The organism is Bradyrhizobium cytisi (assembly GCF_008123515.1).
Taxonomy (GTDB): Bacteria; Pseudomonadota; Alphaproteobacteria; order Rhizobiales; family Xanthobacteraceae; genus Bradyrhizobium; species Bradyrhizobium cytisi.
Genome location: NZ_VSSR01000051.1, coordinates 1 through 15,150 on the forward strand (window position 1 = coordinate 1; position 15,150 = coordinate 15,150).

Annotated in this window: 17 protein-coding genes; 13 read left to right on the forward strand and 4 right to left on the reverse strand. The window is 63.7% G+C overall.

The window, feature by feature from the left end; all coding sequences use genetic code 11:
- Positions 1 to 426 precede the first annotated feature (426 nt).
- The gene (locus tag FXB38_RS28555) at positions 427 to 918 is read left to right on the forward strand and encodes a (2Fe-2S)-binding protein (protein ID WP_092231998.1); all 492 of its coding nucleotides are present in this window, start codon (positions 427 to 429) and stop codon (positions 916 to 918) included.
- Positions 915 to 3,200, forward strand: a complete 2,286-nt coding sequence (locus tag FXB38_RS28560; RefSeq protein ID WP_148754263.1) for a xanthine dehydrogenase family protein molybdopterin-binding subunit — start codon at positions 915 to 917, stop codon at positions 3,198 to 3,200. Before FXB38_RS28555 ends, FXB38_RS28560 begins: the two co-directional genes overlap by 4 nt.
- A 174-nt stretch (positions 3,201 to 3,374) precedes the next feature.
- On the opposite strand, the gene FXB38_RS28565 is transcribed toward FXB38_RS28560, so the two are convergent.
- Positions 3,375 to 4,475, reverse strand: coding sequence for a Fic family protein (locus FXB38_RS28565; protein WP_148754264.1), 1,101 nt, complete (start codon positions 4,473 to 4,475; stop codon positions 3,375 to 3,377).
- A 263-nt stretch (positions 4,476 to 4,738) separates the two neighbouring features.
- Here FXB38_RS28565 and FXB38_RS28570 point away from each other — a divergent pair, with 263 nt between their 5' ends.
- Positions 4,739 to 5,833 (forward strand): HD-GYP domain-containing protein, encoded by a 1,095-nt coding sequence (locus FXB38_RS28570; RefSeq protein ID WP_148754265.1) that lies wholly within the window; start codon positions 4,739 to 4,741, stop codon positions 5,831 to 5,833.
- A 12-nt stretch (positions 5,834 to 5,845) separates the two neighbouring features.
- Here FXB38_RS28570 and FXB38_RS28575 read toward each other — a convergent pair whose 3' ends face one another.
- Positions 5,846 to 6,256, reverse strand: coding sequence for a VOC family protein (locus FXB38_RS28575; protein WP_148754266.1), 411 nt, complete (start codon positions 6,254 to 6,256; stop codon positions 5,846 to 5,848).
- Between the two features lie 108 nt (positions 6,257 to 6,364).
- On the opposite strand from FXB38_RS28575, the gene FXB38_RS28580 reads away from it, so the two are divergent.
- The 4 genes from FXB38_RS28580 (at position 6,365) to FXB38_RS28595 (ending at position 8,987) form a co-directional block, all read left to right on the forward strand.
- Positions 6,365 to 7,339, forward strand: a complete 975-nt coding sequence (locus FXB38_RS28580; protein ID WP_148754267.1) for a Bug family tripartite tricarboxylate transporter substrate binding protein — start codon at positions 6,365 to 6,367, stop codon at positions 7,337 to 7,339.
- A gap of 103 nt (positions 7,340 to 7,442) precedes the next feature.
- Positions 7,443 to 7,892, forward strand: a complete 450-nt coding sequence (locus FXB38_RS28585; RefSeq protein WP_148754268.1) for an ArsR/SmtB family transcription factor — start codon at positions 7,443 to 7,445, stop codon at positions 7,890 to 7,892.
- The gene (locus FXB38_RS28590) at positions 7,892 to 8,236 is read left to right on the forward strand and encodes an SRPBCC family protein (protein WP_246230221.1); all 345 of its coding nucleotides are present in this window, start codon (positions 7,892 to 7,894) and stop codon (positions 8,234 to 8,236) included. Before FXB38_RS28585 ends, FXB38_RS28590 begins: the two co-directional genes overlap by 1 nt.
- 16 nt (positions 8,237 to 8,252) lie before the next feature.
- Entirely contained in the window at positions 8,253 to 8,987 is a 735-nt protein-coding gene (locus FXB38_RS28595) for a DUF899 domain-containing protein (RefSeq protein WP_148754270.1), read from the forward strand.
- A 172-nt stretch (positions 8,988 to 9,159) separates the two neighbouring features.
- On the opposite strand, the gene FXB38_RS28600 is transcribed toward FXB38_RS28595, so the two are convergent.
- Positions 9,160 to 10,416: a S1C family serine protease gene (locus tag FXB38_RS28600; RefSeq protein ID WP_148754358.1), complete on the reverse strand. Its 1,257-nt coding sequence runs from the start codon at positions 10,414 to 10,416 to the stop codon at positions 9,160 to 9,162.
- A 199-nt stretch (positions 10,417 to 10,615) separates the two neighbouring features.
- On the opposite strand from FXB38_RS28600, the gene FXB38_RS28605 reads away from it, so the two are divergent.
- The 4 genes from FXB38_RS28605 to FXB38_RS28620 all read left to right on the forward strand — a co-directional run bounded on the left by FXB38_RS28605 (position 10,616) and on the right by FXB38_RS28620 (position 12,928).
- Positions 10,616 to 11,233, forward strand: a complete 618-nt coding sequence (locus FXB38_RS28605) for a hypothetical protein (protein ID WP_148754271.1) — start codon at positions 10,616 to 10,618, stop codon at positions 11,231 to 11,233.
- The gene (locus tag FXB38_RS28610; protein WP_187435214.1) at positions 11,220 to 11,594 is read left to right on the forward strand and encodes a transcriptional regulator; all 375 of its coding nucleotides are present in this window, start codon (positions 11,220 to 11,222) and stop codon (positions 11,592 to 11,594) included. The genes FXB38_RS28605 and FXB38_RS28610 overlap by 14 nt, the downstream gene beginning before the upstream one ends.
- 30 nt (positions 11,595 to 11,624) lie before the next feature.
- Positions 11,625 to 12,365, forward strand: coding sequence for a di-trans,poly-cis-decaprenylcistransferase (locus tag FXB38_RS28615; RefSeq protein WP_148754273.1), 741 nt, complete (start codon positions 11,625 to 11,627; stop codon positions 12,363 to 12,365).
- Positions 12,366 to 12,442: 77 nt separating this feature from the next.
- Positions 12,443 to 12,928: a Crp/Fnr family transcriptional regulator gene (locus tag FXB38_RS28620; protein ID WP_148754274.1), complete on the forward strand. Its 486-nt coding sequence runs from the start codon at positions 12,443 to 12,445 to the stop codon at positions 12,926 to 12,928.
- Here FXB38_RS28620 and FXB38_RS28625 read toward each other — a convergent pair.
- A complete protein-coding gene (locus FXB38_RS28625; protein ID WP_148754275.1) occupies positions 12,867 to 13,694 on the reverse strand; it encodes a metallophosphoesterase family protein in 828 nt (275 codons plus the stop codon). The genes FXB38_RS28620 and FXB38_RS28625 overlap by 62 nt on opposite strands.
- Positions 13,695 to 13,905: 211 nt before the next feature.
- Between FXB38_RS28625 and FXB38_RS28630 the strand changes: the two genes are divergently transcribed.
- The gene (locus FXB38_RS28630) at positions 13,906 to 14,595 is read left to right on the forward strand and encodes a DNA-3-methyladenine glycosylase I (RefSeq protein ID WP_148754276.1); all 690 of its coding nucleotides are present in this window, start codon (positions 13,906 to 13,908) and stop codon (positions 14,593 to 14,595) included.
- Between the two features lie 212 nt (positions 14,596 to 14,807).
- Positions 14,808 to 15,101 carry a hypothetical protein gene (locus tag FXB38_RS28635; RefSeq protein WP_148754277.1) on the forward strand — a complete coding sequence of 98 codons (294 nt, stop codon included), beginning with the start codon at positions 14,808 to 14,810 and terminating at the stop codon, positions 15,099 to 15,101.
- Positions 15,102 to 15,150: the final 49 nt, after the last annotated feature.

The following is a 15,150-nucleotide window of genomic DNA, read 5'->3' on the forward strand; positions in this document are numbered from 1 at the left end:
AGCGGCGAGACGGGTGAGGGGGTATCTCTCCGCGAGTGAAGCTCGCAGTGAGTTCGCGGATAGATACCCCTCATCCGGCGCTGCGCGCCACCTTCTCCCACAAGGGGAGAAGGAATGTCCGCATCGGCGATCTCACTTCATCATACTTCATACTCTAGCCCGCGAGGTTACTCGGAGGAAACTGCCTCGTCGCGACGGCATCCACGCTTGGCGCACTTCAATTGTGTCCAGTCGCTAGCGTCAGCGCTGTTGTCGCATCGCACAACAAGCGGACGCCGCGATAGTTTCGACTGATTCCAAATTGCATTTGCCTCCGCGCGAGAACGCGATCATTCTTGCGGGCAAGGCGGCCGCCGACCCGGTGGGTGTCCGCTACACAAGTTGCCGCCGTAAGCGGCTTCATTGCACCGGCAGGGGAAGACGCCTATGCCAACGCTCACCATCAACGGGCGGAGCATGTCCGTGGATGCGGCAAACGACACGCCGCTCCTTTGGGCCATCCGCGAACAATTGCAGATGACCGGAACGAAATTCGGCTGCGGTGCCGGCCTGTGCGGTGCCTGCACCGTGCATGTCAACGGCGAAGCCGTACGCTCGTGCCAGACCATGGTCGGCGACGTCGCCGGCAAGAAGATCACCACCATCGAAGGTCTTTCCGCCAAGGGCGATCATCCCCTGCAGAAGGCGTGGATTGCCGAGCAGGTGCCGCAATGCGGCTACTGCCAGTCCGGGCAGATCATGCAGGCAGCCTCGCTGCTGGCGAAGAATGCCAATCCGACCAAGGAAGAGGTCGTGGCCCATATGGACGGCAACCTCTGCCGTTGCATGACCTATTCGCGGATTCAGAAAGCAATCATGCGCGCCGCCACCGAGATGCGCACTGCATCCGCCGCCGGCAACGAGCGGAGGCCCACATGAACCATCACGTGAAGAACGTCACCCCCGAGACATCAGATCTCAGCCGTCGCACCTTCCTGGTCGGCACCGCCGCCACCGGCCTCGTGCTCGGCTATGCCGGCGTGCCCGGTGTCGGCGAAGCACTCGCTGCGGCTCCCGCCAATTTCGAGCCGAGCGTCTGGTACGCGATCTCGCCCGATGGCCTGGTCACCGTAACCTGCGGCAAGGCAGACATGGGCCAGCACATCGCCTCCACCATGGCGCAGATCGTCTGCGAGGAGCTGGGTGCCAAGTGGAGCGACATGCGGGTCAACCTCGCCTCCAACGATCCAAAATTCAACGACCCGGTCCTCGGTGCACAGATCACCGGCGGCAGCTGGTCGACCATGATGAATTTCGACGCGATGAGCCGGGCGGGTGCTGCCGGACGCATGGCGTTGACCGAAGGTGCGGCCGCCGCGATGGGCGTACCGGCAGGCGAGCTCGCAGTGCGCGACTCCATGATCGTGCATGCGAAGTCGAAGAAGCAGATGTCGTTCGCCGATGTCGTGAAGAGCGGCAAGGCGACCAAGACCTTCACGCCCGACGAGCTGAAGGCGATCAAGCTGAAGGCGCCGGAACAGTACACCATGATCGGCGTGTCGGTGCCGCAGATCGACATTCCCTCCAAGACCAACGGCACGGCGAAGTACGGCATCGACGTGATGATTCCGGGCATGGTCTATGGCGCAGTGGTGACGCCGCCGGTGCGCTACGGCGCCACGGTGAAATCGGTCGACGACTCCGATGCGAAGAAGGTGCCAGGCTTCATCAAGGCCGTCACCCTCGACGACAAGACCCAGACCACGACCGGCTGGGTGGTTGCGGTCGCCAACACCTATGCCAACGCCAAGAAGGCGGCGGCGGCGCTGAAGGTCAGCTATGACGGCGGCCCGAATGCAAAGGTATCGAGTGAGTCGCTGCTCGATGAAGCCAAGCGGCTTCAGAAGCTCGATGATTCCGGCCAGTTCTTCGTCAAGGACGGCGATCCCGCGGCTGCCCTCGCCACGGCGGCCAAGGTGCTGGAGGCGGAATACACCACCAGCATCAACATCCACGCGCCGATGGAGCCAATGAACGCCACCGCGGAGTTCAAGGGCGACATCCTGCACATCTATTCCGGCAACCAGTTCGCGACGCGCTCCGGCGCGATTGCGGCCGGTGCTGCCGGGATCGATCCGAAGTTTGTGGTGATGCACCAGATGTGGCTCGGCGGCGGTTTCGGCCGCAGGCTCGACGCCGACATGATGGTGCCGGCAGTGCAGGCGACGAAGGCCGTGGGCAAGCCGGTGAAGGTGATCTACACGCGCGAGAACGACATGACGATGGATTTCTCGCGTCCGCTCACCTACCAGAAAGTGAAGGCCGGCGTGGACAGCGACGGCAAGCTCGTCGCACTCAGCCACGACGTGGTCTCGGCCTGGCCGACGCAGCGCTGGGGTATCCCCGACTTCCTGTCGCCCTCGGTCGACAAGAAGGGCCCGCTCGATGCGTTCACGGTGAACGGGTCGGACTTCTTCTACACGGTGCCCAACCATCACGTGCGGGCGATCAAGAACGAGATGGCGCACAGCGCCACTCCGTCGGGTCAGCTCCGTTCGGTGGCGCCGGGCTGGACCTTCTGGGCGGTCGAAAGCATGATCGACGAGATCGCGGCCGCGGCCGGCAAGGATCCGGCGCAATACCGCATCTCGCTGCTCGACGGTGCCGGCAACAACGACGGCGGCGCGCAGCGGCTGCGCAACACGCTGCTGGCCGCGATGGGCCTTGCCGGCTACGGCACCAAGAAACTCCCCAAGGGAGAAGGCATGGGCGTCGCCTGCGTGTCGTCGCAGGAACGTGCGACAGCAAGCTGGACCGCTTGCGTCGCGCATGTCGCAGTGGCGCCGTCGGGCGACGTGACCGTGAAGAAGCTCACGGTCGCGACCGATGTCGGCACGCAGGTGCATCCCGACAACATCCGTGCCCAGGTCGAGGGCGCGGCGTTGTGGGGCCTGTCGCTGGCGCTGTACGAGAAGGCGACGCTGAAGGACGGTGGCATCGAGCAGACCAACTTCGATGGCTACACGCCCTTGCGCATGAGCCAGGTGCCGGAGGTCGCGGTCGCCGTTATCGCCAATGGCGAGAAGGCCACCGGCGTCGGCGAGCCCGCGGTGACTGTGGTGGCGCCTGCCATCGGCAACGCCATCTTCAACGCCTCCGGCGCCCGTGTCCGAGCGCTGCCGATCACGGCCGAGGCCGTGAAGGGAGCGATGAAGGCGTAAGGCTGCGCTTGATCGTGACGTCTGATGATCCGCCGGGGGGAAGCCTCCGGCGGATTTTCGTTCCTGGAGGTCGTCATGCCCGGGCTTGTCCCGGGCATCCACGTTCTTGGCGCGGCAGGCAGGGCGTGGATGGCCGGGACAAGCCCGGCCATGACAATGTGGAAGCACTGCACTCTACGGCACCAGCGAATAGCTCGTGCTGCGGCCACCGGCGGCGTCCTTCTGAAGGATGCCCTTCTCGATCAGGTCTTCGATGTCGCGGGCAGCGGTCGCTTGCGAGACTTTGACGATTCGAGCCCATTTCGAAGAGGTGAGCTTGCCCTCAAACCCATCGAGCAGGCGGTTCAACATCAGCCGCTGGCGATCATTGAGGCAACGCGCGCGATGGCGCTCCCAGAATCTTGCCTTGTGCAGCACGTTTCCGATGATGGTCTCGGCGCCGTCGAAAGCGCGATCGAGACAGTCGAGGAACCATTGTAGCCAATTGGTGATGTCGAGCGTTCCTCGCTGGGTTCTTTCGAGGATGTCGTAGTAGGCGTTGCGCTCTTTGCGGATTTGAGACGACATGCTGTAGAAGCGCTGCGTACTCTGTTCCGAACGCGCGAGGACGAGATCGGTTATCACGCGCGCAATGCGGCCGTTGCAGTCCTCGAACGGGTGAACGGTCACAAACCAGAGATGCGCAGCCGCGGCCTTGATGACTGGATCTGAGTCCCGGTCGGCGTTGAACCAATCGAGGAATGCGCTCATTTCATTCTTGAGCCGGTTGGCAGCGGGTGCTTCGAAATGAACGTGCTCGTGGCCGACTGGCCCGGAGACGACCTGCATGGCGCCCGATTGTTCGGTGCGCCACCCGCCAACGACAATTTTCAACATCCCGCTTCGACCCGTCGGGAACAGGGCGGCGTGCCAGCCGAATAACCGTTCGGCGGTGATGGGCTGATCGAATTTCTGGGTGGCGTCGAGCGTCATATCGACGACGCCCTCGACGTTTCGCTCGACAGGCGTGAGCGCGCCAATATCGATGCCGAGCCGGCGGGCGATCGACGACTGGACCTGATTGCGATCGAGAATCTCACCTTCGATCTCGCTTGATTTGACGACATCTTCAGTGAGTGTCTGGAGCGAGGCTTCTGCCTTCAAGGCGAAGCCGAGACTGTCCATCCGGCCAAGCAGGCGGCCCTGCTTGTGACGTACCTGGGCCAGCCGCGCCGCCAGCCGGTCTGCGCTCCACTGAAACGCCGGCCAGTCGGCTCTGTCGTGGATATAGACCATATTCTCAGCACCCAATGATGAGAATATAGGGTCTTTCTCGTCATAGTCCAGCTATTCTCGTCATTTTTCGATGAGAATGGCGTCGAGTGTCTACTGTGCATGGGGTTGTTTTTCGCGGTTTTTTGTTGGGCCGCCGCGGAACCCGAAACCCGTAAAATTGCGCGCAATTCCTGCAGGTTCCGTTGAGCACACCTCTTAAGGGCCGGAGAACCTGATCCGGCCTAGGCTGACGCCAAATACACTCCCGTGCCTTTGGGGAAGCCATGAACGCGCCAGCCAAATCCGCCGCCAAACGCCGGCTTCTGCTCGCCTCCGACCGGAGCGATGCGAGCACCGAGCTCGCCAGCATCCTGAAGGCGGTCGGCGATGTCTCGACGGTGACGACGCAGGACATCCCTGAACAGCCGTCGCGCGATCTCTCCGGCCTCGTGGTCGATATCAACCTGCGCGCGCCCGAGAGCGTGCAGCGGGTGCGCAACAAGCTGCGCGGCGATGCCTATCGCGCGATGCCGCGGCTGTTCGTGCTGGCTGACGCGCTTCATCACGGCACCATGCAGGCCTGGGCGCTGGGCGCCACCGACACCATCTCGCGTCCGCTTCAGCCCGAGGACATTTTGCAGCGCATCCGCGCCGCGTTTCCCGACACCGCGACCTATGACGCGACCGATCGCGGCAAGACGCTCAACCGCGGCGTCGAGGCGGCGCATGCGGTGCTGAAGAAGATGTTCGAGAAGCTGCCGCTCGGGATTCCCCTGACGTTCGACGACATCATCGCGGCCGAGAGCAAGATCCTGAAGGCGATCAAACATTCCTCGCTGCGCGAATGGCTCACCACCGTCGGCTGCCATCATGTCGGCAGCTATCGCCACTGCCTGTTCGTCACCGGCTTTGCGGTTTCCTTCGCGCAGCATCTCGGCATGCGCGAGGACGACCAGCGCCGGCTGACCCGTGCCGCCCTGCTGCACGATGTCGGCAAGGCCTTCGTTGCCTCCAATCTGCTCGACAAGCCCGGCAAGCTCACCGACGAGGAGATGGCCGAGGTCCGCCAGCATCCGCGCCGCGGCTATGACGCGCTCGCAGCCCAGGGCGGCTTCCCGCCGGAGATGCTGGATGTCGTGCTGCATCACCACGAATTCCTCGATGGCAGCGGCTATCCAAACGCTCTGTCGTCGAACCAGATCAGCGACATCGTGCGGCTGACGACGATCGTCGACATCTACGCAGCCCTGGTGGAGAAGCGGGCCTACCGCATGCCCTTCACGCACTCGCGTGCCTTCACGATGATGGAAGGCATGGGCGGCAAGCTGGACCAGCAGCTGCTGCAGGCGTTCCGCCCCGTGGCGCTGGGGTCGTTCTGAGCCGGCACCGTGCTAGTCCTCGTAAGATGAAATCTCGATCAGGCTGCCATCCGGATCCCGGCAATAGACCGAGCGCAGCGTGCCGCGGGCGCCTTGCCTCGGGCCCGGGCCTTGCTCGATCGCGACGCCATGCGCCTGCAAATGCGCTACCACCTCGTCGGGCGTCGCCGAGGTGAGGAAGCACAGATCCTCGCTGCCGGCGGTCTGGTGGTTGGCGGTGAACCACTCCACCTTGTCGGCGTCGCGCGGCCGGACGTTGATCTTCTGTTGACCAAATTGAAGCGAGGTCCGCGGCGCTTTGCCGCCGCCGGGGTCGAACACCTTGACTTCCATGCCGAGAATCTTGCGATACCACTCGGTGGTAATTGCGACGTCGGCGACGTTGATCACGAGATGATCGAGGGCTTCGACCTTGATCGGCATGCCTTATCCTTTCGTCGCCATGAACGTTGCGCACTTTCCGCGCGTGGCGGGCTTTGTTACAACGCCGCTGACGCCGCGATCAAGAACAACACTGGGAGAACCCTTGAGATGATCACTCGCCGTTCCGCGCTCGGCCTGCTCGCCGCCACCCCGCTTGCAGCCAGCCCGCTATCGAAGGCCTTCGCCGCGGATTATCCGTCCCGGCCGGTGAAGTTCGTGGTCGGCTATCCGCCGGGCGGCGCCACCGACATCCTGGCGCGCTTGATCGGCCAGCGGCTCTCGGAGCGGCTCGGCCAGCAATTCGTGATCGAGAACAAGCCGGGCGCCGGCAACAATATCGGCACCGAATCGGTCGTGAACGCCGAGCCCGACGGCTACACCGTCTTGCTGATCAATCCGGCGAACTACATCAACGCGACGCTCTATGCCAATCTCAAATTCAACTTCGTCCGCGACATCGCGCCGATCACCGCGTTCCAGCGCGTGCCGAACGTGATGACCGTCAACAACGACGTGCCGGCCAAGACCGTCGCCGAGTTCATCGAGTATGTGAAGGCCAACCCCGGCAAGGTGAACATGGCCTCCTCCGGCAACGGCACCTCGGTGCATCTGTCCGGCGAAATGTTCATGGCGATGACCGGCTGCAAGATGCAGCACGTGCCCTATCGCGGCGCTGCGCCCGCGATCACCGACATGCTCGGCGGCCAGGTGCAGGTGATCTTCGACAACATGCCCTCGATCATCCAGCACATCCGCTCCGGCTCGCTTCGCGCGCTCGGCGTCACCACGGCGCAGCGCTCGCCGCAGTTGCCGGACGTGCCCGCGATCGGCGAGACCGTGAAGGACTACGAGGCGAGCGCGTTGTTCGGCATGGGTGCGCCGAAGAACATGCCGAAGGACATGATCGCCAAGCTCAACAACGAGATCAACACGCTCATGAAGGAGCCCGACATGACCAAGCGGCTGGTCGAGCTCGGCGGCGATCCGCTGGTGCTGACGCCGGAGGCGTTCGGCCAGGAGATCGAGGCCGAGACCGCGAAGTGGAAGAAGGTCGTCGAGTTCGCCGGCCTCAAGGTCGAGTAGCAATCGCGTGAATGACCGGACATGAAGCCCCGCCGCAAGGCGGGGCTTTTTTCCTGCGTGGTTCCCGCTTGACGGGGTGGCTGTTGCGTCTATACTAAACCTTATGGTTAAGTATAAAGACGAGAGGCTCGATCGTACCTTTGCGGCGCTGTCCGATCCGACACGGCGCGCGCTGCTCGCGCGTCTCGGCGAAAAGGACAGCTCGGTGAGCGAGCTGGCGGCGCCGTTCTCGATCTCGCTCCCGGCGATCATGAAGCATCTCGACGTGCTTACGGATGCGGGCCTGATTGTACGCGAGAAGGCCGGACGCACGGTCTCCTGCCGGCTTACCGCGCAGCCGATGGAGCAGGCGATGAACTGGCTCAATCGCTACGCGCAATTCTGGTCCGAGAGCTTCGACCGCCTTGCCGCATTTGTGGAGGACAAACCATGGTCAGTGCAGCCGCCAACGCCGCCGAACGCGCAACCGAAGGTCCAAGCCTCACGCTCACGCGCCGGCTCCGCGCGCGGCCGGAAAAGGTCTTCGCCGCCTGGACGCAAGCCGAGCAGCTAGTGCAATGGTTTGGGCCGCCGAACATGAAGCCGGCGACGCTGAATGCCGAGCTCGATGTCCGCTCCGGTGGCCGCTACCGCATCTCCTTTACCCGCGAGGACGGCGAATATTTCGAGGCGGGTGGCCTCTATCGCGAGGTCGTGCCGAACGAGCGCCTGGTCTTCACCTGGGCCTGGCATTCGACGCCGGAACGCGAATCGCTGGTGACGATCACGCTGAAGCCGGACAGTGCCGGGACGCTGATGATTTTTCATCACGCCCAGTTCTTCGACGAAACTGCGCGCGACAATCACCAGCGTGGCTGGAGCTCGTTCTTCGACAAGCTCGATACCTTCGTCGCCTGACCGCAAGGAGGACATCATGCAGGAACATCAGATCGTCTCGCGCGAGCAATGGGTCGCCGCCCGCAAAGCCCATCTGGCCCATGAGAAGGAGTTGAGCCGGGCCCGCGAACGCCTTGCCGAGGAGCGCCGCGCATTGCCCTGGGTAAAGGTCGACAAGAGCTATGTGTTCGATGGACCGAACGGCAAGGTCACGCTCGGCGATCTCTTCAAGGGTCGTCCGCAGCTCGTGGTGCAACACGTGATGTTCGCGCCCGACTGGGACGCCGCCTGCAAGAGCTGCTCTTTCTGGGCCGATGGTTTCGAGCGCATGGTGCCGCATCTGGTGGCGCGCGACACCACCATGGTCGCGATCTCGCTGGCGTCAGTCGAAAAGCTCGAGGCGTTCAAGAAGCGCATGGGCTGGAGCTTTGAGTGGGTGTCCTCAGGCCACAACGACTTTAACTATGATTACGAGGTCTCGTTCACGCGCGAGCAGATCGACCAGGGCGCCCCGAAATACAATTTTGGCACCACGCCGTTCTATGGGCCCGAGCTGCCCGGCATCAGCGTGTTCTATCGCAACGAGGCCGGCTCGATCTTTCACACCTATTCCTGTTTCGCCCGCGGCCTCGACATGATGAACGCGGCCTGTCAATATCTCGATCTGACCCCGCTCGGCCGTCACGAGGAGGGTCTGCCCTATCCGATGGACTGGGTCCGCCTGCACGACCAGTACGAGCCGCAGGCGAAGGGCGCGTGCTGCCACGGGTGATTTGATGGGCACGTTGTGCCCGCATCAACGGCGCCATCGCCCGGCTTGACCGGGCGATCCAGGAGTCCGAAACGGGAGTGCTTGAATCGGTAGGTCGCGGCGTACTGGATTCCCCGCCTTCGCGGGGAACGACAGCGGTGGGTAAGGTGGCAACTTGCCTTTGATCCGCTTCTTACTTCTTCGCGTCGGCCTGCTCGGTCCCTTTACACGAGATCAGCATCGTGTAGGCGCGGGCGTTGCCGGCGATGTCGGTGGTCTTGAGCTCGCCCTTCGGCTCGGCCGTCTGGTACGGTACAACCGAATTGTCGAGGAAGTCGCGCAACGCGCCGGTCTTGATGGCGAAGTTGATGTTCTCGGGAATGTTGCCGGTGGCCGCGGCTATGCGCAAGCCGGGGAGCTTTCCCGTGACCACGCCCACGATCTGACCGCTATTGTCGAACAGCGGGCCGCCGCTATTGCCCGGCTGCACCGGTGCGCTGATTTGCAGGAAGCGCGTGTCGTTGAGCATGCCGCTGAGCGAGCTCACGATCCCGGTCGTCACGGTGAAGTCCGACGTGAGCAAGCCATGATAGGGAAAGCCGATCGCGACGACGGAATCGCCGGAGTGGAACGAGCGATCGCGGATCCGGGCGAAGTCCTTGAATGCCACGGCCGATGACGGCTGCAACAAAGCCAGATCGTTGTTCGCATCGCTCGACACGACTCGCAACACCATCGCGGGTTCGCCAGTGAGATTCCCCTTGAGTTCGCTGCAACCGTCGATCACGTGGTTGTTGGTGACGATATGCCCGCTGGCGCTGACCACGAAGCCGGTGCCAAAGCCGGAGCTACTCTTGGCTGCTTTGCCGGGCTTGCCGGCAGGCGGTGCGCCCTGCTTGTCCGCCGCGGCTGCCGGCTTCGCGGCACCCTTGGTGAAATCGCCGGCCTTGTCGAGCCCGTCGGCTTTCACCTTGGTCACGCAATTAGCCAATGCGGCGATCACCGGTCCGGTCGAGGTCAGATCGAAATTCAGAACGGCGCGGCCGGCTGTCGCCACCATCAGGCTCGCCTTCTGAAACGTACGCACAACATTGAGCGGCATGATGGCCGTGAGCATGTTGGGCTGATACGCCGTGGCGAACAGCCTGGCTTGCTCCTGCCCATCAAATGTCACGTCGATCGCGGCGTTCTCCCCTTTGTTGAAGCGGTAGCCGGGACTCGCAAAGGCGAGCGACCATGTGCCGGCGGCATTTTGGCTCACGACGAGGATGACGCCGCTCGCATAAGGCGTTGTCGCCGCACAATGGGAGAAGGCGCCCGTTTGATCGTTGCTGAAGGCACCGCCGATCCAGTTGCCGACATTGACCGAGCCGAACGGTCCGGCCGCATTTGCTGCTCCGGCAAGGCTCAGCTGCAAAAGAAAGGTAACGACAAACGACCTAAGCAACATAACTTCCCCCGGGACGGCATTTGGGTCCATCTTATCCGCGCGGGCAGGCGTTGCGCAACCGGCAGTTGTCCGGCCGGTCCATGCCTCCTGTTTGCGACATTCCGGCTTGCCTTTGCTTTGTAGCGCGGTATACTTTGCAATACAAAGTGACCGGGGCGATTCCGGCCGCAAGGGGTGGAGCGGAGTTTTGGCGTTGCCGATGCGCGATCTCGACAAGGCGCTGGCGGACATCGTGGCGATCCGCAGCCAAATTGCGGCTGGGACGGCGTTCCGCGGTTATGGTCCGGCGACGATGGCTGCGACCGGCGCGATCGCGCTTGTCACCGCGATCCTGCAATTCTGGCTGCTCGGCGATCCCACCGGCGAGCCGCTCGGCTTCTTTCTCGGCTGGTTTGTTGCGGCTATGCTGTCGGGGGCGATGATCTGGATCGAGATGCGCGCGCGCTCGCAGCGTCATCATTCGGGCCTTGCCGACGCCATGATCCACCAGGCGGTCGAGCAGTTCTTGCCCGCGGCCGTCGCCGGCGTCCTGCTCGCGGTGGTGATGTGGAAGTTCGCAGCCGAGACGCTGTGGCTCCTGCCGGGACTGTGGCAGATCCTGGTCTCGCTCGGCATTTTCGCCTCCATCCGCTCGCTGCCGCGCAGCGTGGCGTTCGCCGGGGCCTGGTACTTCATCTCGGGCTTTGCGGTGGTGGTGCTGGCGAGCCGGACCCACATGCTGTCGCCATGGACCATGGGACTGCCTTTCGTGATCGGCCAGTCGGTGATGGCGGCCATTCTGTATGTCGCGTCCGGAGAGAATGATGTCGAAGACTGACAGCGCGCCGTTCTCCTATGAAGGGCTCGACCGTGTGATCCACGAGAAGGCGAGGCTCGGGCTTCTGACCTCGCTGATGGCGTACCCGAAGGGGCTTGCCTTCGCCGATCTCAAGCAGCTCTGCGGCCTCACCGACGGCAATCTCAGCCGGCACCTCGCCGTGCTCCAGGAGGCCGGTCTGGTCGAGGTGACCAAGGGCTATGAGGGCAATCGCCCGCACACCACCTGCCGTCTGACCAGGACCGGCCGCCGCCGCTTCCTCGACTATCTCGCCGTGCTCGAGCGGCTGGTGCGCGATGCCGCCAGGGCCGCCGGCCGCGAGGCACCGCCGCTTGGCCGCCTCGGCATTCTTCCGACCTGATCGCCCCCTTTTTTGACTGGAGGCTTTGCGATGCAAAGTGACGTCACGCCCCCTAACGAGAAGCTTCATGTCGGCATCATCATGGATGGCAACGGACGATGGGCGACGCGGCGCGGCCTGTCGCGCATGCGCGGTCACGAGGCCGGCGTCGAGACGATCCGCCGCATCGTCGAGGCCGCGCCGAAGCAGGGCATCGGCACGCTGACGCTGTATGCGTTCTCGACCGACAATTGGCGCCGGCCGAAGGCCGAGGTCGCCGCGCTGATGACGCTGCTGCGCTTCTATCTCGCCAATGAGGTGCAGAGCCTGGTGAAGAACGGCGTGCGGCTCAACGTGATCGGCCGTCGCGACCGATTGCCGGACGGCATCGCCACCGCCATCGCGCGCGCGGAGGCCGCCACTGCCCATGGCACCACGCTGCATCTGCGCATCGCCGTCGACTATTCCGCGCGCGACGCCATCCTGAACGCTGCGGCGAAGGCGGCCGCGCTGACCAGCCTCACCCGCGAAGCCTTCTCGCAACTAGTGACCGGCGAGGCCGGCTTGCGCGACGTCGATCTCATCATCCGCACGTCGGGTGAAAAGCGCCTGTCGGACTTCCTGCTCTGGGAAGGCGCCTATGCGGAGCTGCATTTCACCGAGCGGATGTGGCCGGAATTCGATGCAGGCGATCTTGCCGCGGCGCTCGCCTCCTTCCATGGCCGCGAGCGTCGCTTCGGCGGCCTCCAGGCCATTATGCCGGAGGAGGTGCCTTCACTCTCGCGGGCGTGACGCGCGGCACGCTCAAAAACCGCTGCATCTCCCCGCGGATCGTGCTCTACTGTCTCTGAGGACGGGAGTTTGCGGCGATGCGCGCGGTTCTGGATTATTGCACCGGGGGAACTGAGCGGCAGATTGCGGCCGGCACGCATCTGGTGACCGAAGGCGGCGCCTCCGGCCATCTCTATGTGCTGATGAGCGGCAAGCTCGAGGTGCTCAAGGGCGAGATGGTGGTCGCCACCATTGCCGAGCCCGGTGCGGTGCTGGGCGAGATGTCCGTGTTGCTGGGGCTGCCGCACACGGCGACTGTGCGGGCTTGCGCCGACACCGTCGTCTACGAGTTCGAGGACGCTGCCTCGCTCCTCAAGCGGGAGCCGGAGGTCACGCTGTTGATCGCGCGCATGCTGGCGCAGCGGCTCAATGCCGCCAACACCTATCTCGCCGATCTCAAGCGGCAATATGCCGGTCACGGAACGCATCTCGCCATGGTCGGCGAGGTGCTGCAGAGCATGATCAACCTGCCGCCGCTCGAGGTCTCGCCAGGCTCGGATCGGCAATCCGACCCAAGGATGTAAGCCAGTCAGGTGGATTCTCGATCGTGGCGGCCGGTCGCTTTAACGGCGCGCTGAGATCAATCCACTGCGCCTCGCCCGCCGCCAGCCAGAACGCCTTGTTCTCATCCAGGTTCAGCACGATATGCGTCGGCGGTCGCCCCGGTTGCAGGCCGGCATTGAACACCCACGTCTGGCCCAGCCGGTCGAACCACGAGCCGTCCGTGATGAAGGGGGATTGATGCACATGGCCCGAGATCACCATCGACGGCTGATACTGCATGGCCCACTGCACCAGCTCGACGTCGCCGAAGAACCGCTTGCCGCCCCAACTGGTCGGCGAATTGGCCGGCGGCGCGTGATGCGCCCAGATCCACCGCCGCGGACGGTTGAGCGAGGCGGCGCGCAGCTGGTCGACGATGCGCTGCTTGACCAGCGGTCCGTCCCACCACGGGCACACTGTGAACAGCGTGTCGCCGATGGCGAGATTGTCGCCGTCGCAAGCGATACCCAGCTCGCGCACCTCCGAGATCCAGCGCGAGATCTTCTCGCCCTCGGCGTTGCGTTCGTCGAGGTCGTGATTGCCGGAGCAGAGAATCACCCTGGTCTGCGCCGCGATCAGCGCAAGGTACTTCTTCACCACCACGATCTGGGCGCGGAAATCCACCGTCGATCCGATGTCCAGCGCGTCGCCAGCGAAGATCACAAGGTCGAATTGCGGCGCCGCGCTGACGAGCCAATCGAGCTGCGGCAACGAGTAGTGCAGGTCGGCCACGACCAGGCAGCGCATTGAGAATCCGTCGGAGAGAGTGTGAAAATGTCTGCGAATTCCAAACTGTTATAAAGCAAGAAGCGGACCAGCACGGCCGCCTGGTTCTGCCAATCTGGCAGGAAGGAAGCATGCTGTGACGCGCGGGAGCGCGCAAGTGCCGGTGCGTCGCAGGACTGGACCGGATCGTCGAATTCTGGTGTCGTGGCGCGCCTTCAACGCGAGTGATCGCATGACCTCCTTCAAGACCATTCGTGCCCGTGCCGAGAAGCGCAAAGGCGGGCCCAAGGCGCTCGACAGTCTGATGCCTGACAAGCCCGACCTGAAGGGGCTCGCAAAACTTGGCGACGATCGCATCCTCGCGGAGATGACCAGGCGGGTGTTTTGCGCGGGCTTCGCCTGGAGCGTGATCGACGCGAAGTGGGGCGGCTTTGAAGATGCCTTCCTGCGCTTCCAGCCGGCCAAGCTCAGCTTCCAGCCCGAAGATTACTGGGAAGCGCTGCTGCGCGATGCGCGGATCGTGCGCAATGGCGCCAAGATCATGTCGGTGCGCGACAACGCCGCCTTCGTGCAGGAGATCGCGAAGGAGCATGGCAGCTTCGGCAAGTTTCTGGCGAAATGGCCGCCGTCCAACGAGATCGGCCTGCTCGATCTCCTGACCAAGCGCGGCTCGAGGCTCGGCGGCAACACCGGCCAGATGCTGCTGCGCTTCGTCGGCTGGGACGGATTCGTCACCTCGAAGGATGTCGTCGCCTGCCTGCGCGATGCCGGCCTCGACATCGCCGAAGAGGTCAAGTCGAAGGGCGATCTCGCCAAGGTGCAGGCGCAGTTCAACGCCTGGGCGGAGGAGACGGGGCTGCCCTACATACATCTGTCACGCATCTGCGCGCTCTCGGTCGGCGAAAACCGGAGCGAGCACTAGCGCTCATCGATCAGATCGTGGACATCGTGTGGCGATCTCGCGCCGTCGGCGCGGCAGATGCAACATGCGATCACGAAATTCATTTCGCTGGAACATTTGTGAGCAGCACCCGTTCGGAGTTTGAGCCAGGCGACACAGGCGCAGGGAACACGCGCTCCGGCCAAACCTTGGTTCAAGCCATGAAACCCGACATGACAGAAACGGAGCAGCTCATGAAGCTCACATCCGACCAGGTGAAGCAGACCGTCAACCAGCTCGGCGCCCAGGTGCTGCCCGACGAGCATCCCGCCATGCCCCAGCTGAACAGCATGTTCGGGGAACATACCTTCTTCGTCGACGAGATGGGATTGAAAGTCCTCGAGCCGACGCCATCGCTCGGCGCGGAGCGCGAAACCGGTGAAGTCGTCAGCCTCGCCGACTGGAGCGATGCGGACTTGACGCGCCTGATGGCGCACGAGCCCGAGCCGACCGGCGTGATCGTGGTGTTCGAGCATGTCAGGCACTGAGACCGCGAGGACGAGGGCCGCGTATGGCCCCCGTCCGGATCGCAGCTGA